The following is a 20779-nucleotide window of genomic DNA, read 5'->3' on the forward strand; positions in this document are numbered from 1 at the left end:
AGCCAAGCATGGCGGGGCAACGCAGGCAAGTATTTTGCCTGGCGGTGATCGAGGTTCACCCGGCGGTGCGGAAATGCTTGGAGAGTTTCAGGCCTTGCGCCTGGTAGTTGGAACCGAGATCGGTGCCGTAGAGCGCCTGCGGCCGCTTCAGCATGTGTTCGTAGACCAGCCGGCCAACGATCTGGCCATGGTCGAGGATGAACGGCACTTCGTGGCTGCGCACTTCGAGCACTGCCCGGCTCCCGGTGCCGCCGGCCGCCGAATGACCGAAGCCGGGATCGAAGAAGCCGGCATAGTGGACGCGGAATTCACCGACCAGCGGATCGAAGGGCGTCATCTCGGCGGCGTAGAGCGGCGGCACGTGCACCGCCTCACGGCTGACCAGGATGTAGAATTCGTCGGGATCGAGCACCAGTTCGCCGGCGCCGCTCTTGTAAAGCGGCTCCCAGAAATCGACGACGTCCTGCGCGGCGCGCTTGTCTACGTCGACCAGCCCAGTGTGATGCTTGCCGCGATAGCCAACCAGGCCGTTCTGATCGCCGTCGAGGTCAATGGACAGCGCAATGCCGCCGCCGGAAATGTTGGGCGGCTCGGTCGCCACCAGCATCTCGGCGCGGTGCAATTCGTTCAGCTCTGCCTCCGACAACAGCGCATTGCCGGTGCGGAATCTGATCTGCGACAGCCGCGAGCCTGCACGCACGACGATCGGAAAGGTGCGCGGGCTAACCTCGAGATAGAGTGGACCATGATAGCCGGCGGCGATCTTGTCGAACTCGTGGCCGCGATCGGTCATCACCCGGGTGAAGATGTCGAGCCGCCCGGTCGAACTCTTCGGATTGGCCGAGGCGGATACGTTTGCAGGCAGTGCCAGGCTTTCCATCAGCGGCACGATGTAGACGCATCCGGTTTCCAGCACCGCCCCCTCGGCGAGGCTGAACTCATGCAGTTTCAGCCGATGAAGCTTGTCGGCGACCAGATGGTCAGGGCCGGGCAGGAAGGAGGCGCGCACCCGAAAAGCCTTGTCGCCGAGCCTGAGATCGAGGCTGGCCGGCTGGACCTGGTCGGCGTCGAGCGCGCGCGGCGACTTCAGCGCGCCGGACTGAAACAGCGCGGAAATGTCCTGATCGGGAAGAATGCCTGTCTGCCGCAAAAGGCTGGCTCCGTTCCAACTGGTACAAACCTCTTAATGAAGCCGGCAATTGACGCAAGCATGGCTGAGGTCTAAAGGGTCGTTATCCCGTGGTGATTTGGCCGGTCGGCTTGCAGCCACGTTAAACAAGTCGCTAAAGGACCGTCGGGCCGCAAGGCCGTATGGACCGGTTGCGACTTTCGCGGCCGGTTTTTTTGTGTCTGGAACAAAAACGATGAGCACCAAGAAGCGTAACTGGAAGCCTCAGACCGCACTCGTGCACGGGGGAACGCTGCGTTCCCAGTTCGGCGAAACGTCGGAAGCGATGTACCTGACCCAGGGCTATGTCTATGAGACGGCACAGGCCGCCGAAGCCCGTTTCAAGGGCGAGGAGCCTGGCTTCATCTATTCGCGCTACGCCAACCCGACCGTCGACATGTTCGAAAAGCGCATGTGCGCGCTGGAAGGCGCCGAAGATGCCCGCGCGACCGCATCGGGCATGGCGGCGGTGACGGCAGCGCTCCTGTGCAGCGCCAGGGCCGGCGACCATATCGTTGCAGCGCGCGCGCTGTTCGGCTCCTGCCGCTGGGTGGTCGAGACGCTGGCGCCGAAATACGGCATCGAGGCGACGCTGGTCGACGGCACCGACATTGCCAACTGGGAAAAGGCGGTGCGGCCGAACACCAAACTGTTCTTCCTGGAAAGCCCCACCAATCCGACGCTGGAAGTGGTCGATATTGCCGCCGTCGCATCGCTGGCGACCTCGATCGGCGCCAGGCTGATCGTCGACAATGTCTTTGCCACGCCCTTGCAGCAGAAGCCGCTGCAGCTTGGCGCCCACATCGTCGTCTATTCCGCCACCAAGCACATTGACGGCCAGGGTCGCTGCCTGGGTGGCATCATCCTGTCGGACAAGAAGTGGATCGACGAGAATTTGCACGACTATTTCCGCCACACCGGTCCGAGCCTGTCGCCGTTCAACGCCTGGACGCTGCTGAAGGGCCTGGAAACATTGCCCGTGCGCGTGCGCCAGCAGACGGAAAGTGCGGCCAAGATCGCCGATTTCCTGGCCGGGCAGCCGCAGATCGCCCGCGTCATCTATCCCGGCCGCGCCGACCACCCGCAGGCCGATATCGTCAAGAAGCAGATGACTGGCGGCTCGACGCTGATCTGCCTAGACGTCAAGGGCGGCAAGCAGGCGGCTTTCGCCTTGCAGAACGCGCTCGACATCGTGCTGATCTCCAACAATCTCGGCGACGCCAAGAGCCTGATTACCCATCCGGCGACGACGACGCACAAGAACCTCAGCGACGAGGCGCGCGCCGAGCTCGGCATCGGGCCGGGAACGCTGAGGCTGTCGGTTGGTCTCGAGGATACGGATGATCTGCTCGATGACGTCGAACAGGCGCTGAAGGCGGCCAAGTAGCGGCCTGGTCCGAAAAGCGAGGCAAAAGCCCGGCGTCGATCAGGCGCCCGACGAGGCCTCTTCCAGTTCCGTCATCGCCTTGGTGCGGATGGTCATGGCATTGCCGCGCCATTCGACCGCGCCGCCGAGCCAGCCCCGCGCCCAGATGGCGGGAAGCATCACATCGCGCACGATCATGGCGGTGACGATGCGCGGCGACAAATACCAGCCCTTGGCCCAGGCGAGCAGGCATTCCGGCACGTAGGCAAAGGCCAGGACAGCCAAGGCCGTGGTGGGCAGGCTGACGCCGGCGCTTGCCCCTGCGACCAGCGCCAGCAGCAACGGCACCGCCGCGCCGGTCAGGATTTCGGGCGTGTAGAACAGCGGGAAGGTGACGCGGCGCAGCCGCGCCCAGCGCGTCTGGCGCGACCAGATCTCGGCAAAGGTGCGCTGGCCGAGCGGCTGTTCGAACGGCGAGGCAACAAGATTGACGTGCAGGCCGAGCCCATTGACCAGCTTGGTCGCGGCAGCATCTTCGGCGATCTCGGCGGCAAGCGCCTCGATGCCGCCATTGGCGTCAAGCATCGGCTTGTTCCACAGCATGCTCTTGCCCTGGGCAAAGCCGAGGCCAAGGGCTTCGCCGGCATATTGCCAGCGCGCCTGCAGCGTGTTGAGGAAGGCGCATTCGACCTCGGCCCAGAACCCATCCGGCCGCGAGCCGATCGGGGTCGAGCAGACAAGCCCGGTGTCCGGCCGCCAGGCCGCCATCAGATGCTGTACGTAGTCGACAGGCATCAGCACGTTGGAATCGGCCAGGATGACCCAGTCGTGCTGCGCCGCCAGCCAGCCCTTGACGCAGTTGTTGAGCTTCGGGTTGGCGCTGACCCGGTCATCGCCGATGAGGAGCTGTGCCGGAATCTCGGGATGGTGGGCGATTGCAGCGTTGATAAGCTTGACCACGGGGTCTTCGGCATGGGCGACGCAGAAGATCAGCTCGTAATGCGGCCAGTCGAGGGAGAAGGCGCGCTGAAGCGTCTCCCGCGTGAAAGCCTCCACGCCGCGCGACGGCACGACGATCGAGACTGGTGCCGCCTTTGCAGCGGGCGGCGTGATGAGGAGCGGCCGCTTCAGGCTAAGCGAGGCCAGCACAATGCTGGCGAGGTTGGAGAGGAGCAGGAGTATCGAAAGCAGCGCTGCTATGAATGTCAGTTCCATCGAGATCTGGTCACTCCGGGAAAAAGCGGCCACGAGGGACCGTTTTCAACAGTTCGACAGAGCGCTGAGTCGCCCGACACGGTTCGTGCACACCATCATTGTCATGTGTCACTTAAATGACATTGTTGTTCGGCACCTGCCCATCAGGCCCCCACCAGGGGTCTGGCCAAGAATACGACGCGCACGGTTGACTGTGCGGGGGGGAGAGCGTCGACGATTTCGTCCGTATCGTTTGGAGCAGCCCATGTACCGCGCAGTCACGCGCAACATCGAAGTGCAGGTCAGACCGTTCTATCTGGAGGATCGCTCGGATCCGTCGGAGAACCGCTATGTCTGGGGCTACCAGGTGACGATCGACAACCAGTCGGACGAGTTCGTGCAGCTTATGTCGCGCTACTGGCACATCACGGACGGCAGCGGCCGGGTCGAAGAGGTGCGCGGCGCCGGCGTGGTCGGCGACCAGCCCGAACTCAATCCGGGCGACAGCTACCAATATACGTCAGGGTGCCCGCTCTCGACGCCGTCAGGCTTCATGGTCGGGCACTACACGATGCGCAACAAAAGGGGCGAGACGTTCGATATCGCTATCCCGGCGTTTTCGCTGGATCTGCCGGGGACGAGACGGACGGTGAATTAGCCTCTTTCTCCCCGTTTCACGGGGAGAAATGCCCGGCAGGGCAATGAGGGGCGGCGCCGGGCTGATGAGATTATCTTCCACGCAATGACGGATGTGCGCGCGGCCAACCGCCGAAGTCGGCGCTGCCCCTCATCCGCCCTTCGGGCACCTTCTCCCCGTGAAACGGGGAGAAGGAAGAAGCCTCACTGCTTCGCAAACTCCGCCGGGTCGAAGTCGTACTGGGTCGAGCAGAACTCGCAGGCGACGTGGATGCCGCCATCCTGCGTGCTCTCCCTGATCTCTTCGGCCGAAAAGCCTTCGAGGATGCCTCGGATCTTGTCGCGCGAGCAGGAACACTGGTCGGCGACAGGCACGCCGCCGAAGACGCGCACGCCATGTTCGTGGAACAGCCGGTAGAGCAGACGCTCGGCGCCGATGGTCGGGTCGATCAGTTCGGTCGGCTCGATGGTGCCGAGCAGGGCCAGCAACTCCTGCCAGGAATTGTCGGCCGGCTCGTTCGTCACGTCGCGCGGATCGCCGTCGCCGCCCGAAATGTCGGGCACGCGCATGCGCTCGGGCGACTGCGGCAGGAACTGCGCCAGGATGCCGCCGGCGCGCCACTGCTCGCGCGCCCCGCCAGGGCCCGGCGTCAGGAGCTTGGCAACCGAAAGCCTGATATCGGTCGGGATCTGCTCCGACTGGCGGAAGTACGTGCGCGCGGCGTCTTCCAGCGTCTCACCGTCGAGCTGGACGATGCCCTGGTAGCGCTGCGTGTGCGCGCCCTGGTCGATGGTCAACGCCAGCACGCCACTGCCCAGCAGCGTCTGCTGCGACGTTTCGCCGGCGGCGACCAGCGCCTCCAGCCGGTCGGCATCGAAGCGCGCATAGGCGCGCAATGCCGAGGGCGTGGAGAAATCCGCAACCAGCATGTCGACCGGCCCATCGGTGCGGGTCTGCAGGATGAACTTGCCCTCGAATTTGAGCGAGGTGCCAAACAGCACCGTCAGCACGCAGGCTTCCGCCAGAAGCCGGGCGACCGGCTCGGGATAGTCGTGGCGGCCAAGGATGGCGTCGAGCATCGGCCCGAGCTGCACGGTGCGGCCGCGCACGTCGAGCGGGCCGACCTCGAACGGCACGACATGATCGTCGCCGGCGTAGCCGAACTCGCCGAGTTTGGGGTGGTGTTCAGTCACTTGATGCGTTTCCAACATGACAATACTCCAGGGCGCGGCCATGCGGCCCGGAGGGGTGCATGCGTCCAAACGCGCTTGATTTGCGTGATGCGGCGCAAATAGGCATCGCGCCCCCGCAGATCAAGCGCCCAGACACTTCACGCGCCCAAGCACCAGGCCAAAACCGCCTTCTGGGCGTGGAGCCGGTTCTCGGCTTCGTCGAAGACCACCGAATGCGGCCCGTCGATAACCTCGTCGGTGACTTCCTCGCCCCGATGCGCCGGCAGGCAGTGCATGAACAGGGCGTCGGGCTTGGCCCTCGCCATCAGTGCCGCATTGACCTGATAGGGCGAGAAGACATTGTGGCCGCGCGCGCGGTGTTCCTGGCCCATCGACACCCAACAGTCGGTGACGATGCAATCGGCCTGGTCGACGGCTTCCTCGGGCGAGCGGGTGAAATGCAGCTTGCCGCCATTGGTCTTCGACCAGTCGATATGCTTCTGCGCCGGTTCGCTGCCTTCCGGCACGGCGACATTGAGGTTGAAGCGGAAGCGCGCCGAGGCTTCGAGCAGCGAATGCAGCACATTGTTGCCGTCGCCGGTCCAGGCGATGGTCTTGCCGGCAACCGGACCGCGATGTTCCTCGAAGGTCATGATGTCGGCCATCAGCTGGCAGGGATGGGTGTCGTCGGTCAGCCCGTTGATGACGGGGATGGTGGCATTCTCGGTCAGCTCGAGCAGCCGCTCATGCGACGTCGTGCGGATCATGATGGCGTCGACATAGCGCGACAGCACCCTGGCGGTGTCGGCAATGGTCTCGGAGCGGCCGAGCTGCATTTCGGTGCCGGTCAGCATGATGGTCTCGCCGCCGAGTTGGCGCATTCCGACATCGAAGGAGACACGCGTGCGCGTCGACGGCTTGTCGAAGATCATGGCCAGCACCTTGCCTTCGAGCGGCCTGGTGCGCTCGCCGGCCTTGAGGCGCGCCTTGCGCACCACCGCGTCGTCCAGCATGAACCGCAGATCGCCTTCGGAAACGGCGGAAAGATCGGTGAAATGGCGAAGTGACATCAGGAATGGTTCCGGGGTTACTTCGCGGCGGCCGCGGTGATGGCGTCGGCCAGGCCCTTGGCGCCGGCGCGGATGCGGTCGAGCGCCTCTTTGATCTCGGCATCGGTGACGGTGAGCGGCGGCAGCAGGCGAATGACGTTGTCGCCGGCCGGTACTGCCAGCAGATACTGGTCGCGCAACGCCATGTTGACCTTGGTGTTGGGCATGGCACATTTCAGTCCGAGCATCAGGCCGGTACCCCTGATGCCTTCGATGACATCGGGAAATTCGTCGGCGACTGCCGCCAGGCCCTGCTTCATCAGCAATGCCTTGCGCTGGACGTCTTCGAGGAAACCGTCTTCCAGCACCACGTCGAGCACGGCATTGCCGACCGCCATCGCCAACGGATTGCCGCCGAAGGTGGTGCCATGCACGCCTGCCGTCATGCCGACGACTGCCTCGTCGGTGGCGAGGCACGCGCCCATCGGGAAGCCGCCGCCAATGCCCTTGGCGATCGCCATGATGTCGGGCGTCACGCCGGTCCATTCATGTGCGAACAGCTTGCCGGTGCGGCCGATGCCGCACTGGACCTCGTCGAAGATCAACAGCAGGCCGTGCCGGTCGCAGAGCTGGCGCAGCCGCTTCAGCGATTGCGTCGGCACCGGGCGGATGCCGCCCTCGCCCTGCACCGGTTCGATCAGGATCGCCGCGGTCTCCGGCGTGATCGCCTTCTCGGCGGCATCGATGTCGTCGAAGCCGACCTGGTCGAAACCTTCGACCTTGGGCCCGAAGCCTTCGAGATATTTGTACTGACCGCCCGCGGCGATGGTCGCCAGCGTACGGCCATGGAAGGCGCCTTCGAAGGTGATGACGCGGAAGCGCTCGGGATGGCCCTTGACGAACTGGTAGCGCCGCGCCGTCTTGATCGCGCATTCCAGCGCCTCGGCGCCGGAATTGGTGAAGAACACCTTGTCGGCGAAGGTGGCCTCAGCCAACCGCTCGCCGAGCCGGGTCTGCCCAGGGATCTCGTAGAGATTGGAGACGTGCCAGAGCTTGGCCGCCTGCTCGGTCAGCGCCGACACCAGATGCGGATGGCCGTGGCCCAACGAATTGACCGCGATGCCGCCAGCAAAATCGAGATATCGCTCGCCCTTGTCGGTAACCAGCCAGGTGCCTTCGCCATGGTCGAAGGCCAGGGGTGCGCGAGTAAAGGTCTCGTAAAGCGCCGAACCGCTCATTATATGCGTCTCCGGTACCGGAAAATCAAAAAAGCCGCCAAAGCGGCGGCCTTGTGCGGCTTATCGTGTTTTTCGGCCATGAAGTCAACGAAAACGTCGTGCAAAGGCGCGCGGCAAGCTCCCCGACGGGACGCCGGCTCATAAGCGACCGGGCAAGTTGGGGAAAACCGAAAAAACCGATTCGTGTTGCACCTGGGACTCTTGTCACCGAGTCAACACATGAGGTAATTGTAGTCGGGAAATAACTAGATTTCGTGCGGCGGACCTAATCACCTAATATATGTGGTGTCTGCCCCGGCAAAGGTTGCCGGGTCGGGAATGGATTCCGGCTGCCGCACGCTTAGCAGGAGCGCGGTCTCATGAACTGGACTGACGAGCGGGTCGAACTTCTCAGAAAACTGTGGTCGGAGGGCTTGAGCGCAAGCCAGATCGCCGCACAACTTGGCGGGGTCAGCCGCAACGCCGTCATCGGCAAGGTGCATCGGCTGAAGCTGTCGGGCCGCGGACGCTCGACCGCAACGCCGGCGCGCCAGAAGAAGACGGCGCAGGGATCGTCCATCCAGAAGTCTGTGTCGCGCGCCGCAACCACGCAACGCCACGTCACCACCTCGATCGGTGCGACAGCGCTGCAGGCGCAGTTCGACGCCGAGCCGGTGGCTCGCCACTACATCCGCCCGGTCGAAAACGTCGTCGTGCCGATCTCGCGGCATCTGCAGCTTACCGACCTCACCGAGCGCACCTGCAAATGGCCGAATGGCGATCCGCTGTCGGAAGACTTCAACTTCTGCGGCAACGAGGCGGCCGAAACCGGTCCCTATTGCAAATATCACGCAAGGGTCGCGTTTCAGCCGGCTTCGGAGCGGCGGCGGAGCCGGTGAGCGAATAGCGAATAGCGAATAGCGAATAGCGAATAGCGAATAGCGAATAGCGAATAGCGAATAGCGAATAGCGAATAGCGAATAGAAACGGCTTGGCTTCTATGACAGGAGCAAGCTGTTTTTGCTATTCGCTACTCGCTCTCTTTCACAGCCAGCCATTTTTGCGAAACCGCCAGTACAAAAACACGCAGATGCAGGCGATCGCGGTCAGCACTACCGGGTAGCCGTATTCCATCTTCAGTTCCGGCATGTCATCGAAATTCATGCCGTATATGCCGGCGAACGCCGTCGGCACCGCCAGTATGGCGGCCCATGACGCCAGCTTCTTGGTATTCGCCGTTTCCTGGCTCTGGCCGACCAGCAGACTGGCTTCGAAGGCGAAGGCCAGAACCTCGCGCAGACTGTCGATTTTTTCCTGGACGGTGCGGATGTGGTCGGTCACATCGCGAAACAGCGGGTGCATGGCGGCATGGATCTGCGGCAGTTCGGCGCTGGTCAGCCGGCGGCAGACCTCGACCAAGGGAAGTGCGGCATTGCGCAGGCGCAACAGATCGCGGCGCAGCATATAGAGCCGCTCTATGTCGGGACCGGTCATCGGCTTCAGCAGGATCTTGTCCTCGATCGCCTCGACCTCGTCCTCGATCTGCTCCAGCACCGGCATGTAATTGTCGACGATGAAGTCGAGAATGGCATAGAGGACGAAGTCCTCGCCCTTGGCCAGCGAGTGCGGGCAGCTTTCCCAGTGCTGGCGCACGGCGGCATAGGAGGTCGACGGACCATGCCTGACGCTGACGATATAGCCTGAACCGACAAACAGATGGGTTTCGCCGAAGGTGACGCGGCCGTCGATCAACTGGGCGGTGCGGGCGACGATGAACAGGGCATCGCCATATTGCTCGATCTTTGGCCGCTGATGCGGATGCTCGGCGTCTTCGATCGCCAGCTCGTGCAAATGGAACTGCGCCTTGACGCGCAGCAACAGCTCGCGGTCGGGTTCGAGCAACCCGATCCAGACGACATGGCCGGATTTCTTCGCCCAGTCGCCGGCCTCTTCGATCGGGATGTCGGCGATGCGCTTGCCAGCGGTGTAGACGCTCGACGCGATGATGCCGGACAATGCCGGCGCCGGCTTGAACTCTCGGACATATTCCATCGCAGCCTCCGGAAGCAGAACCTGAGAAGCTTAACGCTGCGATAGCTTAGCGCAATATGATTAAGCGTTCGAGAGGCGGCCGTTCACTTGACCGGCACCGTCTGCGGAAGCGCAACCTTGTCGGTCTTGTCGCCTTTCGGCCGCTCGGCCGGTAACTGGTCGCCAGTGACGATGTAATAGATGGTCTCGGCGATGTTGGTGGCGTGGTCGCCGATGCGCTCGATGTTCTTGGCGCAGAACAGCAGATGCGTGCACGGCGTGATGTTGCGCGGATCTTCCATCATGTAGGTCAAAAGCTCGCGAAACAGCGAGGTGTACATGGCGTCGATCTGGTCGTCGCGATCGCGAACGAAGCCTATTCTGTCGACCGAGCGCGAGGCATAGACGTCGAGCACTTCCTTGAGCTGGGTCAATGCGAGCTCGGCCAGAGCCTCGAGACCGCGAAACAGGCTGGTCGGCTGGCGGCCGTCAATGACACTCACCACTCGCTTGGCGACATTCTTGCCGAGGTCGCCGACCCGTTCGAGGTCGGCGGAAATACGGATCGCGCCGACAATCTCGCGCAGATCCGTCGCCATCGGCTGGCGCTTGGCGATGATGACGATGGCCTTATCGTCAATTTCGCGCTGGCCCTCGTCGAGGACAATGTCGTCGCGGATGACCTTCTGGGCGAGGCCGGGATCGGCATTGACCAGGGCCTGGATTGCCTGCTCGACCATACGCTCGGCGTGCCCGCCCATCGCAGCGATGCGTTTCGACAGGTATTTCAGCTCTTCGTCATAGGCGCTGACGATGTGTACGGACTGCATGGATCAAATGCCTTCCTGGAATCCTTGGCCTTTTGAGTCGTTTCCTCGAATCCTGTGCTGATACGCTTGCCTGATGACAGAAAGAAGAAACAGGCAGTTAGCAAATAGTACTGCCTCAGCGCGCCGGCAAATGGACCGTGAACGCCGCGCCCTTGCCGACTTCCGACTTGATCGAAAGTCTGGCGTTGTGACGCGTCAAGATGTGCTTGACGATGGACAGGCCAAGACCGGTGCCTTTCTGGGTGCGGCTGCTCTCGACATCGATGCGGTAGAAGCGCTCGGTAATGCGCGGGATGTGCTCTTCGGGGATGCCTGGACCGTAGTCCCTGATGGTGACGTCGATGCCTGGTTCGGGACCGGCCTCGCTGCTGCCGATCGACACCGTGACACGTCCGCCCGGCTGACCGTATTTGCAGGCGTTTTCCAACAGGTTCTCGAACACCTGGAACAGCTCGTCGCGGTCTCCGGGCACGTCGAGCGGCCCCTCGGCATAGTCGCGCTCGATGACGACGCTGTTTTCCCTGGCGAGCGGGCCGAGCGAGTCGATGACGCTGTCGATGGTCTGGCGCAGATCGACCTCGGTGCCTGGCTTCAGATAGGGCTTCATTTCCAGTCGCGACAGCGACAGCAGGTCGTCGATCAGGCGTGCCATGCGGCCGGTCTGGTTCTGCATGATCTGCAGGAACTGCTCGCGCGCCGCCGGGTCGTTGCGGGCCGGACCGCGCAACGTTTCGATGAAGCCTGAGATCGAGGCCAGCGGGGTGCGCAACTCATGGCTGGCATTGGCGATGAAGTCGGCGCGCATGCGGTCGATTCGGCGCGTCTCGCTCTGGTCCTTGAACACGAGCACAAAGAGATCGGTGGCGTGGCCGACCGAGGACGCGCTGACCCGGTAGGCCCGTTCGACCGGCAGTTTCTCGGTGTAGTCGACGGCATCCGAGGCGACCGTTCCCGACAGCACGCTGTCCAGCAGTGCCTGCATCTCAGGGGCGCGGAATTTCAACGACAGCGACAGGCCGGGCGCGATCCCGCCAAAGGCGGCGAAGGCTGCGGCGTTGGCATGGACGATGGTGGCGGTGCGGTCGAAGATGATCAACGGATCGGCAACGGCTGCCGCGAGATATTCGCCGGAAAGCCGCTGCAGCCCGCTCGACTCGATCGCGGCATCGCTCTGGATGGACTGGCTGGCGCCGCCGGTCGGCAGCATCGCGGCGGCAAGCAGCACCGCACAGGCGAGCAGAACGACATAGACGGACATGCCGGCGAAACCATAGACGGCCGCGACAGCAACGATGCCCGCGGCGAGCAGCCAGCGGCCGTTCCACACCCTGGCCCTTAGCGCCCGCGCCGTGGTTATCCGCTCTGCGCCGGTGTCAGCCATTCGCGCGTCCTGCACCTTGCGCCGGCCGAATGAAACTTCCGCTGGACCGGCTTCCCGCATGACCCCGAAAATCGGAATCGATTTTCGGAAAGGATCATGCGCAAATCAAAAATGCTACAGCGTCCTTTGCGCGTCCAAACGGGACGCGCGGCGCTGTAGTGGCCCCCCATAGCATGAGTCCGCAAGCTGGAAAGGTTTGTCTCGATGAAAAAACCCAAGGAAAGTCCCGCGGCAGAGCCGGCAAAAGGTCCGCTAAAGATCAGGATCGACGGCAAGGAGCGGGAGTTCGATATCGAGAACCCCGAGCTTCCCAGCTGGATCGAGGACAACAAGCTGACCGCCGGCGACTATCCCTACGACAAGAAAATGAAGGGCGAGGAATATGACGAGACGTTGGAGCGGCTGCAGATCGAGCTGGTCAAGGCGCAGGCCTGGCTGCAGGCGACCGGCAAGCGAGTGATCGCGCTGTTCGAGGGGCGCGATGCCGCCGGCAAGGGCGGCACCATCTTCGTGCTGCGCCAGTATCTCAACCCTCGCACCGCGCGCAACGTGGCGCTGACCAAGCCGACACCGACGGAAGTCGGGCAGTGGTACTTCCAGCGCTATGTCGACCATTTCCCGACATCGGGGGAATTCGTCACCTTCGACCGCTCCTGGTACAATCGCGGCGGCGTCGAGCCGGTGATGGGCTTCTGTACGCCGGAGCAGCATGAGAAATTTCTCGACGAGACGCCGCATTTCGAACGGATGATCTCCAATGAAGGCATTTATTTCTTCAAATTCTGGCTGAACATCGGCCGCGAAACCCAGCTCGAACGGTTCCACGACCGCCGCTGGTCTCCGCTGAAGAACTGGAAGTTCTCGCCGATCGACATTGCCGGCATCACCAAATGGGACGATTACACCAAGGCCCGCGACCAGATGGTCGAGCGCACGCACAAGCAGTTCGCGCCATGGATCATCCTGCGGGCCAACGACAAACGACGCTCGCGGCTGGCCGCCATGCGGCGCATCCTGTTGTCGTTGCCCTATGATGGGCGCGATCTCGACGCCATCGGCAAGGAAGACAAGAAGATCATCGGCGAAGGGCCGTCATTCCTGGAGAAGTAGAGGCTGAAGGCACAGAGCCCATCCCTGATACAGGATGGGCTCTGTTGTCTGGCTTTACTGCAAACGTGCTGGCGTCATGCAGCCAGGCGGGCGATCCGCTGCAGCCGCTTCAGCGTGGTGTCGTCCTGCAGAGCCGCCTTGGAACGGGATGGTGCCGCCGACGCCGACGGCATCGCCGTCAACACAGGCCAGCACCGGCTTGGGGAACGTCGCCAGTGTGCGGAACATGTCGGTGACGGCGGCTTCATGGAAGGCCCTGGCCAAGCTTGCATAGGCGCGCCTGTCCAGAACGGTCGGCCGTCATGCGACGACACGGTGACGACCAGCGTGTGGGGCCGCGCAGTTCGGGTTGGGGCGTCAAAGCTCATCTCGTCGTCTCCGATCTCACGACGCCTGCCGCATGCCGATCATGTCGGGCGTGCCTCTGGCCAACACGGGGGCGTGATGGTTGCGGCGTGAGCGCACGACATCGAGCGTGTGGTCGTTGAAGGTCAGCAAGGTGGCGACGACCTGCTGGTTGCCATAGGTGCGCTGGTAACCGAGCGGCGTTGCCAGGAAATGCAGTTGCAGTGTCCGCAGCACCCACACCGGCTCGACCTCGATAATGACCTGATTGATATTGCGACCAAGGCCCCATTCGACGAAGCCGGCGATCAGCTCGGTGCCGACCGTAGACACGCCGCGCTTGCCATCGCGAAAGCCTGGCGCCACCGCGTAGCGGGTGAGCTCCCAGACATTCGGTCCCGAAGGGCGCCTTCCCTCGCAGAGTTCCGGCATCACGTCGCTCAGGAGATGCGGCCGCGTGGTCGGCAGCATGCGCTGATAGCCGGCAAGCTCGCCATTGCGGATGACAAGGTGGTGTTCGGCTGCATCATGGTCGAATTGATCGATCTCGAGGCCGTCCGGGCGATCGAGATCGGTCCACCGCATCTCATCGACGAAGACCTTGTAACGCAGGCGATGGACCGCCTCCCAAAGGTCGGGACGCTCCATCAATTGTTGAGTGTTGAGGGAAAATAGCATTGGCCGTCTCCTGGGCTTAAGAGGAAGATACGGTCGGGTTTCCCGAAAAAATTGCGCGAAGGTGTTGGCAAGAATTTCTGGGCTGCCACAGCCGCCATGGCTAATATAGCCGTGCCTAATCGCCTCCGCGACGGCTTGCCCGTTTGGCGGCGCCCAGTCTGCATTTGGCGTTAAGAAAGCATTAGCCGTCTCAAGAGGACGACAGGGTCGGTCTTTCCTGAATATAATTAGGCCAACGGGGCGGCCAATAATTTCGGGGCCGCCAGAACCGGCCTAGCTGATATAGCCGTGTCTGATTGCCTCGGCGACTGCCTGCACGCGATTGGCGGCGCCCAGTTTGCTCTTGGCGTTGAGAAGGTGTTTCTCCGAGGTATGCTCCGAGATGCCGAGGATCTGCGAAATTTCCCACTCGGATTTGCCAACCGCCGCCCATTGCAGGCATTCGCGCTCGCGCGGCGTCAATTCAATGTGATCGATAACCTTGCTGGCCGTCGTTTGAAGCTGCATGGCGCGGCCGAGGGCATAGGTGGAGGCCAGCGAGACCATTGCGAATTCGGCGTAGGACAGCTCGACCGCCTCACCGCCCAGCGAAACCAGCGCGATCTGGCCTTCGAGCGTGATCAGCGGGAAGGCGAGGCCATCACGCAGCTTGAATTCGCGAGCGTCGCGCATCACCTCGTCGCTGCTCTTGTCGGCGGGCATCCTTTGGACGGCCTCGCGCCATTGGAATGGCGCCCGCAACTGTTTCAAGTGGCTGACGACCGGATCGTGGTCGACATAGTTGCGCGTCAGGTAACGCTCCAGCCATTCATTAGGCCAATCGCAGAGCAGCACATGGTCCTTCTGCTGGCTGCTTGACATGCCGGGCTGCGGCACTGTCGCGGCTATCAGGGCCGTCAATCCGAAATTCGAGGTGACATTGAGTAGCCGTTCGCACACCTCAGCCGCCGTGCCGGCACGCTGCACCTGGTCAATATATTCCAGTGTCCGGTCAAAATGACCCATCGCAACATCAACCCCATGTTGCCTACTGCTCTTGAGACTGATGTTACGTGCCTGATCCGCACTTCGCCATCAACCCCGGATTGCAAGTCGCATATTTGGTTTTTCTAGCGCAGCGACCGTTTGCCCTCGGACCGAATCTGCGCAGCTATTTGCAACCTCACTAAAGCATAACCCGAAAGTTGCCACTTGAAATCAAAAACAATTGTGCCTGCACCGTTTTCGTACCAAAAGCCAATGGCAGAACGGTCGGAGTTCTTTCGTGACATTTCGCTGGATAGCCGTTGCCTTGCTGTCGCTGCTGGCCGGAGCGCAGCCGTTTGCCGGCGTTGCGCGCGCGGCGGGACCGCAGGTGCCGGTGCTTTGGGACGCCAAGGAACGGCTGCCGAAACCGGATCTCTCGGCGCTACCCAGGCTCCGATTCCTGACCACAACCGATTTCCCGCCCTTCAACTTTCTCGACGGCGCTGGCCGGCTGTCCGGCTTCCACATCGACCTGGCGCGGGCGATTTGCGCTGAACTCGACATCGCCGACAAATGCCAGATCCAGGCGCTGCCCTGGGCCGAACTCGACGAGGCGCTGCAGAAGGGCGAAGGCGAAGCGATCATCGCCGGAATCGCCGCGACGCCGGAATCACGGGCGAAATACAGTTTTTCGCGCTCCTATCTGCAGTTTCCGGCACGCTTCATCATGCCGAAGACCAAGGCCTTCGCCGAGCCTATCCTCGACAAATTGCGCAGCAAGCGGGTCGGCGTGCTGGCTGGCGCGGCGCATGAAAAGATGCTGCGCGATTATTTCGGCACGGTGCAGATCGTCCCCTTCAACAGCCCCGAAGACCTCTACAGCGATTTGAAAAGCGGCAAGATCGACGCCGCCTTCGGCGACGGCATGCGGTTTTCCTTCTGGCTTGGCGGCAAGGACGCGGCCGGCTGCTGCCGCTTTGCCGGCGGTCCGTACCTTGCCCCGGAATATCTGGGTTCCGGCATGACCATCGCCACAAGGGCCGGCGATCCGGCGCTGGCCGCGGCGATGGACTACGCGCTGCAGGAAATCTCGGTGAAGGGCACCTTTGCCGAATTCTATCTACGCTATTTCCCGGTCAGCTTTTTCTAGGGGCTGCTGATATTCAGAGGATGCCGGCCTGCGAACGGGCTGACACCTGCGCTTCAGGCGCTCACATACTTCAAGTACGCTCCGCTCCGGTTCTCGGCATCAGCCATTCTCGACTCGGCCTGACCTGAATTTCAACAGCCCCTACCAGCGAGACTTTCAAGTCAGCGTGCGTAGCCGCGCCTTGGCCCCGCGGGCGATTGCCGCGACGGTCAGCGTGTCGAGATCGAGTTGGCGCCGAATGAGCTGCAACACCCGCAATTCCTCCATGCGCATTTCGAGATCGACGGCGGCGACCTCGAAGGCGGCGGCATAGGCGGTGTCGTGCAGCCGCTCGGGCAAAGCCTTGCCAACACGCTCGAGAACGCCTTCCAACCCGTCCTTTTCATTCAGCATCTTCTGGCAATCCTGCGCGATGGCAATCAGCCTGTCCTGCTTGAAATCCTCGAAAACCGGCCAGCTGCGGACGACGTCGCCGATGCGCGCCAGTTCGACATCGGTCATGTCGCGGTCGGAAGCCGAGGTGATGACCATCAGGTAGATCAGGGCTTCATGCGTGGACGGCAGCGGCATTCAAAACTCCTTGATATTGGGTTTCGAAGGTAGGAGCGCGGTCTCCGCGCCGCAAGGAAAAACCGCCGCGCGCGTTGACGCCCAAGGCGTGCACGCCTAGAGACCGGTTGAAAAACTCCGATCCGGCGATGCCGGTGCATAATTTGGAAGACAGCGACATGACGGGATCAAACATCGCCGATCTCAACCCCGAAATGCTTGCGGCGGCAGCCGAAAGCAAGGCCTGGCCGTTCGAGGAAGCCAAAAAGATCATCGAGCGCTACAAAGGCGCCGACTTTCCCGAGACCGTCCTGTTCGAGACCGGCTATGGTCCGTCAGGCCTACCGCATATCGGCACGTTCGGCGAGGTGGCGCGCACCTCGATGGTGCGCCATGCCTTCCACGTGTTGACCGGAAACAAGATCAAGACCAAGCTTCTGTGCTTCTCCGATGACATGGACGGCATGCGCAAGATCCCGGACAATGTGCCGGATCGCGCCGCCCTTGAGCCATACTTGCACATGCCGCTATCCTCGGTGCCCAATCCGTTCGGCGGCGACTATGCAAGCTTTGCCGACCACAACAATGTGATGCTGTGCCGCTTCCTCGATACGTTCGGCTTCGACTACGAGTTCGCCAGCGCTACGCAGTACTACAAGGCCGGCCGCTTCGACGCGATGCTGGTGCGCGCCGCCGAGCGCTATGACCAGATCATGGCAGTGATGCTGCCGACGCTCGGGCCGGAGCGCCAAGCGACCTACAGCCCGTTCCTGCCGATTTCGCCGAAGAGCGGCCGGGTGCTCTACGTGCCGATGAAGCATGTCGACGCCAAGGCGGGCACCATCACCTTCGACGATGAGGGCACCGAGACCACGCTTTCGGTGACCGGCGGCAGGGTCAAGCTGCAGTGGAAGCCGGATTTCGGCATGCGCTGGGCAGCACTTGGCGTCGATTTCGAAATGTTCGGCAAGGACCACCAGACCAACGCCGTGGTCTACGACCGCATCTGCAACATCCTCGGCGGACGCGCGCCGGAGCATTTCGTCTACGAGCTGTTCCTCGACGAGAACGGCCAGAAGATCTCGAAGTCGAAGGGCAACGGGCTGACCATCGACGAATGGCTGCGCTATGCGCCGACCGAAAGCCTCGGCCTTTACATGTACCAGCGGCCCAGGCAGGCAAAAAAACTCTATTTCGACGTCATCCCGCGCGCCGTCGATGAATACTACACCTTCCTCGGCGCCTATCCGCGCCAAGACTGGAAGGAGCGGCTGGGCAATCCGGTCTGGCACATGCACGGCGGCGAGCCGCCGGCGATCGACCTGCCGGTGCCGTTTTCGCTGCTGCTCAACCTGGTCAGTGCCTCCAATGCGCAGAACAAGGATGTGCTGTGGGGCTTCATCTTGCGCCACACATCCGGCGTGACGCCGTCAACGCATCCCGAACTCGACCAGCTGGTCGGCTTCGCCATCCGCTACTTCGACGATTTCGTGCGGCCGGCCAAGGTCTATCGAACCGCCGACGCGGTCGAGCGCGAGGCACTGACGAAGCTGTCGGAGGCGTTGGCCGCCCTGCCGGCCGGTGCTGACGGCGAGGCTATCCAGAACGCTTCGCTCAACGTCGCGCGCAAGATCGAGCGCTACCAGGACCATTCCAAGCAGAGCCCGGACGGCGGTCCCGGCGTTTCCGGCGCCTTCTTCCAGATGATCTACCAGGTGCTGATCGGCCAGGAACGCGGCCCGCGCTTCGGCTCGTTCGCAGCGCTTTACGGCATTGCCGAGACGCGCGCGCTCATTGAGCGGGCTCTGGCTGGTCAGCTGGCGGCATAATTTCCGTCCCGACCGGCGGCGTGTCTGTCGCCGGGGCATCGAGGATCGGTTGCGACGCCGTCGGTGCGGCAACCGACGTTGGCGCCGGCGGCAGGCCGCCAAGATCGGGCGCAGCGCCGAAGATGCCCTTTTTGGCGTCGCGCGCCTTGTCGCCCGCTTCGACATAGGGGCCGCCCGAGACCGCACGCGCCCAGCCGTTTTCGACCAGCCACTGGCCGACATCCTGCTTGCCGATGCGGCATTCGGCGGCGATCAGCGCGCTGTCGGCCTCCGGCGGCACCTTGCACGCCACGGCCCGGCCGCGCAGGAAAGACCGGAATGCGGTGCGCGCGCGAACACCGCAAGCCCAGGACTTGCCGTCATCGGTGCAGGTCTCGTCCTCCTTGACGATGTCGATGCCGGAGACGGCCACGGAATAACCATTGGCGTCGATCAGGCCGGCGGCGGATGCAACCGGCTGGAACAGTTTTGTCCCGCCCCAGTCATCGACTGCTTTCGGCCGGCGCGGCCTAGGCGGTCCGGCCAGCGCGAGATCGCTCAGCGGTGCCCGCGGTTCGACCCGTTCGAGTTCCTCTGGCGGCAGCGGCGGCGGCGCGATTGCCTCGGGATCGATCGCCCTCGAATGCACCGGAGGCGAAGGCGCGGCAGGCTTGGCGGGCTGGGTTTCGGGAATGGCCGACGTTGCCGGCTCCCCGGGCACGGCGTCAATGCCCGGGTCGATCTGGTCGATGACGACGCTTCTCTGCTCGGGCTGCAGGACGCGGCCGCCAGCGACAACCAGGGCCACCATCGCCGGGATCGCCAGCACAGCCAGGGCCAGTTGGAGCAGCCGCACTACTGGCTTGCCCAGACGATCCGCGCCACCCATTCGACATCGCGCATCGCGATGTCGCGGTCCGGGTGGTCGGGATTGAGCGAGATCAGCACGATCGACTTCGTGGTCTGACGGTCGAGCACCTTGGCCATGACCTCGCCGGCATTGGTCTTGACGACGACGCGGTCGCCCTTACGGGTGGCGGCGCCCGGCTCGACGATCAGCACATCGCCATTGCGGTAGAGCGGCAGCATGGAATCGCCCTGCACCTTCAGCGCATAGGAGGTTTCCGTCGCCCGCGCCGGAAGCTCGACCAGATCCCAGCCCTGGCCGGAGGGATAGCCGGCATCGTCGAAGAAGCCTCCGGCGCCGGCCTGGGCAAAGCCGAGCAGCGGCACCGCTGAACGCTGCGCGGCTGCCTGGCCTGAAGCGGTCTTGGCGCGGCCTTCGACCAGCCCGGTGAATTCGTCGAGCGAGGCACCGGTCGCCTCGATGATCTTGGCCAGCGATTCGGTCGAGGGCCAGCGAGGCCGCCCATCCGAGGACAGCCGCTTCGACTTGTTGAACGCGGTCGAATCAAGCCCGGCACGCCGGGCCAGACCCGAGGCCGACAGCGAATAACGCTCGGCGAGAGCGTCGATGGCGGCCCAAACACGATCATGCGAGAGCAATCCGCTCTCCCTCGAAACAGGAAAAAATACCTTTTCCTTCTAGCGCTCGGCCACGGCTTTGTCCACCGGCGGTTCAGTCGCCCGACTTGGCCAGGCTGCGCAAATTTTGGTGAGAGGTCATGAAAATCCGCTCCACCTCCGTCGGCGGGCGCGGTGCTGTCGAATGGCCAAGTGCCGCCACGACTTCGTCTATGTCGACAAAGCGACGGCCGCCACGGTCGTAGACGCCGCCCGTGGTCATGATCAGCGCGGCCGTCTCGCCATTGTCGAGCACAAAGCGGTGCTTGCCGATGACCTGCGTGCCCTCCCAGGTTTCGATCGAGGACACCACTTCGAAGCGCCGCCACAACCTGATCTCGCGCACATAGGCCACCTGCAGCCCGCCGATCATCGGCGCCCAGCCTTTCTTGCGCGCCAGCGCGATGAGGCCAATGCGCAGGAAGATGTCGATGCGGCCAAGATCGGCCAGCATCATGTAGCGGGCGTTGTTGAGATGGCTGTTGAAGTCGATGTCGGTTGGCAGGCAGCGGAAAGCCAGCCGGCTTTCGCTACCGACCACATAGGGGCCACGGCGCCTTGCCGTGGCCATCATGCGCGCCAGACGCCCCCAGACGTACATGGG

At 63.0% G+C, this 20779-nt stretch carries 22 protein-coding genes and 1 riboswitch; of the genes, 6 read left to right on the forward strand and 16 right to left on the reverse strand.

Going from position 1 to position 20779, the window contains the following annotated elements:
* Window positions 1-55: 55 nt before the first annotated feature.
* On the reverse strand, window positions 56-1150 hold the full coding sequence (locus ACWTU9_RS00590) for a 2'-deoxycytidine 5'-triphosphate deaminase (protein ID WP_455856643.1): 1095 nt from the start codon (window positions 1148-1150) through the stop codon (window positions 56-58).
* Between the two features lie 79 nt (window positions 1151-1229).
* A riboswitch (SAM riboswitch) is annotated at window positions 1230-1307 on the forward strand.
* 57 nt (window positions 1308-1364) lie between these two features.
* On the opposite strand from ACWTU9_RS00590, the gene ACWTU9_RS00595 reads away from it, so the two are divergent.
* A complete protein-coding gene (locus ACWTU9_RS00595; protein WP_455856644.1) occupies window positions 1365-2555 on the forward strand; it encodes an O-succinylhomoserine sulfhydrylase in 1191 nt (396 codons plus the stop codon).
* A 39-nt stretch (window positions 2556-2594) separates the two neighbouring features.
* On the opposite strand, the gene ACWTU9_RS00600 is transcribed toward ACWTU9_RS00595, so the two are convergent.
* Window positions 2595-3749: a glycosyltransferase gene (locus tag ACWTU9_RS00600; protein WP_455856645.1), complete on the reverse strand. Its 1155-nt coding sequence runs from the start codon at window positions 3747-3749 to the stop codon at window positions 2595-2597.
* Between the two features lie 244 nt (window positions 3750-3993).
* Here ACWTU9_RS00600 and apaG point away from each other — a divergent pair, with 244 nt between their 5' ends.
* The gene (gene apaG, locus ACWTU9_RS00605) at window positions 3994-4386 is read left to right on the forward strand and encodes a Co2+/Mg2+ efflux protein ApaG (RefSeq protein WP_112565540.1); all 393 of its coding nucleotides are present in this window, start codon (window positions 3994-3996) and stop codon (window positions 4384-4386) included.
* 182 nt (window positions 4387-4568) lie between these two features.
* Here apaG and ACWTU9_RS00610 read toward each other — a convergent pair whose 3' ends face one another.
* The 3 genes from ACWTU9_RS00610 to ACWTU9_RS00620 form a co-directional block, all read right to left on the reverse strand.
* On the reverse strand, window positions 4569-5600 hold the full coding sequence (locus ACWTU9_RS00610; protein WP_455856646.1) for an Hsp33 family molecular chaperone: 1032 nt from the start codon (window positions 5598-5600) through the stop codon (window positions 4569-4571).
* Between the two features lie 95 nt (window positions 5601-5695).
* A complete protein-coding gene (gene argF, locus ACWTU9_RS00615) occupies window positions 5696-6607 on the reverse strand; it encodes an ornithine carbamoyltransferase (protein ID WP_455856647.1) in 912 nt (303 codons plus the stop codon).
* A gap of 17 nt (window positions 6608-6624) precedes the next feature.
* Window positions 6625-7824, reverse strand: coding sequence for an acetylornithine transaminase (locus tag ACWTU9_RS00620; protein WP_455856648.1), 1200 nt, complete (start codon window positions 7822-7824; stop codon window positions 6625-6627).
* Window positions 7825-8183: 359 nt separating this feature from the next.
* Here ACWTU9_RS00620 and ACWTU9_RS00625 point away from each other — a divergent pair, with 359 nt between their 5' ends.
* Complete coding sequence (locus ACWTU9_RS00625) at window positions 8184-8702, forward strand: GcrA family cell cycle regulator (RefSeq protein WP_181056251.1); 519 nt, start codon at window positions 8184-8186, stop codon at window positions 8700-8702.
* A 145-nt stretch (window positions 8703-8847) separates the two neighbouring features.
* Here ACWTU9_RS00625 and ACWTU9_RS00630 read toward each other — a convergent pair whose 3' ends face one another.
* From ACWTU9_RS00630 to ACWTU9_RS00640, 3 genes are all read right to left on the reverse strand, one after another.
* Window positions 8848-9855 carry a magnesium and cobalt transport protein CorA gene (locus tag ACWTU9_RS00630; RefSeq protein WP_455856649.1) on the reverse strand — a complete coding sequence of 336 codons (1008 nt, stop codon included), beginning with the start codon at window positions 9853-9855 and terminating at the stop codon, window positions 8848-8850.
* A gap of 83 nt (window positions 9856-9938) precedes the next feature.
* Window positions 9939-10664 carry a phosphate signaling complex protein PhoU gene (gene phoU, locus ACWTU9_RS00635; protein ID WP_454588021.1) on the reverse strand — a complete coding sequence of 242 codons (726 nt, stop codon included), beginning with the start codon at window positions 10662-10664 and terminating at the stop codon, window positions 9939-9941.
* Window positions 10665-10779: 115 nt separating this feature from the next.
* Window positions 10780-12045 carry an ATP-binding protein gene (locus ACWTU9_RS00640; protein WP_455856650.1) on the reverse strand — a complete coding sequence of 422 codons (1266 nt, stop codon included), beginning with the start codon at window positions 12043-12045 and terminating at the stop codon, window positions 10780-10782.
* A gap of 204 nt (window positions 12046-12249) precedes the next feature.
* Here ACWTU9_RS00640 and ppk2 point away from each other — a divergent pair, with 204 nt between their 5' ends.
* Complete coding sequence (ppk2, locus tag ACWTU9_RS00645) at window positions 12250-13155, forward strand: polyphosphate kinase 2 (RefSeq protein ID WP_455856651.1); 906 nt, start codon at window positions 12250-12252, stop codon at window positions 13153-13155.
* A 54-nt stretch (window positions 13156-13209) separates the two neighbouring features.
* Here ppk2 and ACWTU9_RS00650 read toward each other — a convergent pair whose 3' ends face one another.
* From ACWTU9_RS00650 to ACWTU9_RS00660, 3 genes are all read right to left on the reverse strand, one after another.
* Complete coding sequence (locus ACWTU9_RS00650; protein WP_455856652.1) at window positions 13210-13419, reverse strand: hypothetical protein; 210 nt, start codon at window positions 13417-13419, stop codon at window positions 13210-13212.
* Window positions 13420-13539: 120 nt separating this feature from the next.
* Window positions 13540-14178: an acyl-homoserine-lactone synthase gene (locus ACWTU9_RS00655; RefSeq protein WP_454576531.1), complete on the reverse strand. Its 639-nt coding sequence runs from the start codon at window positions 14176-14178 to the stop codon at window positions 13540-13542.
* A 273-nt stretch (window positions 14179-14451) separates the two neighbouring features.
* Window positions 14452-15183, reverse strand: a complete 732-nt coding sequence (locus ACWTU9_RS00660; protein ID WP_455856653.1) for a helix-turn-helix transcriptional regulator — start codon at window positions 15181-15183, stop codon at window positions 14452-14454.
* Between the two features lie 259 nt (window positions 15184-15442).
* Between ACWTU9_RS00660 and ACWTU9_RS00665 the strand changes: the two genes are divergently transcribed.
* A complete protein-coding gene (locus tag ACWTU9_RS00665; RefSeq protein ID WP_454576533.1) occupies window positions 15443-16294 on the forward strand; it encodes a transporter substrate-binding domain-containing protein in 852 nt (283 codons plus the stop codon).
* 156 nt (window positions 16295-16450) lie between these two features.
* On the opposite strand, the gene ACWTU9_RS00670 is transcribed toward ACWTU9_RS00665, so the two are convergent.
* Both ACWTU9_RS00670 and ACWTU9_RS00675 read right to left on the reverse strand, forming a co-directional pair.
* The gene (locus ACWTU9_RS00670) at window positions 16451-16864 is read right to left on the reverse strand and encodes a tellurite resistance TerB family protein (RefSeq protein WP_454588026.1); all 414 of its coding nucleotides are present in this window, start codon (window positions 16862-16864) and stop codon (window positions 16451-16453) included.
* Entirely contained in the window at window positions 16842-17039 is a 198-nt protein-coding gene (locus ACWTU9_RS00675) for a hypothetical protein (RefSeq protein ID WP_455856654.1), read from the reverse strand. Before ACWTU9_RS00675 ends, ACWTU9_RS00670 begins: the two co-directional genes overlap by 23 nt.
* Here ACWTU9_RS00675 and ACWTU9_RS00680 point away from each other — a divergent pair.
* On the forward strand, window positions 17023-18672 hold the full coding sequence (locus ACWTU9_RS00680) for a lysine--tRNA ligase (RefSeq protein ID WP_455856655.1): 1650 nt from the start codon (window positions 17023-17025) through the stop codon (window positions 18670-18672). The two genes, ACWTU9_RS00675 and ACWTU9_RS00680, sit on opposite strands and share 17 nt — an antisense overlap.
* Here the strand turns inward: ACWTU9_RS00680 and ACWTU9_RS00685 are convergent.
* The 3 genes from ACWTU9_RS00685 to ACWTU9_RS00695 all read right to left on the reverse strand — a co-directional run bounded on the left by ACWTU9_RS00685 (window position 18635) and on the right by ACWTU9_RS00695 (window position 20776).
* Window positions 18635-19507 carry a thermonuclease family protein gene (locus tag ACWTU9_RS00685; protein WP_455857115.1) on the reverse strand — a complete coding sequence of 291 codons (873 nt, stop codon included), beginning with the start codon at window positions 19505-19507 and terminating at the stop codon, window positions 18635-18637. The genes ACWTU9_RS00680 and ACWTU9_RS00685 overlap by 38 nt on opposite strands.
* The gene (locus ACWTU9_RS00690) at window positions 19507-20157 is read right to left on the reverse strand and encodes a S24 family peptidase (RefSeq protein ID WP_454576536.1); all 651 of its coding nucleotides are present in this window, start codon (window positions 20155-20157) and stop codon (window positions 19507-19509) included. The genes ACWTU9_RS00685 and ACWTU9_RS00690 overlap by 1 nt, the downstream gene beginning before the upstream one ends.
* Before the next feature lie 73 nt (window positions 20158-20230).
* Window positions 20231-20776: a thioesterase family protein gene (locus ACWTU9_RS00695; RefSeq protein WP_455856656.1), complete on the reverse strand. Its 546-nt coding sequence runs from the start codon at window positions 20774-20776 to the stop codon at window positions 20231-20233.
* Window positions 20777-20779: the final 3 nt, after the last annotated feature.

The organism is Mesorhizobium sp. 128a, assembly GCF_053848025.1.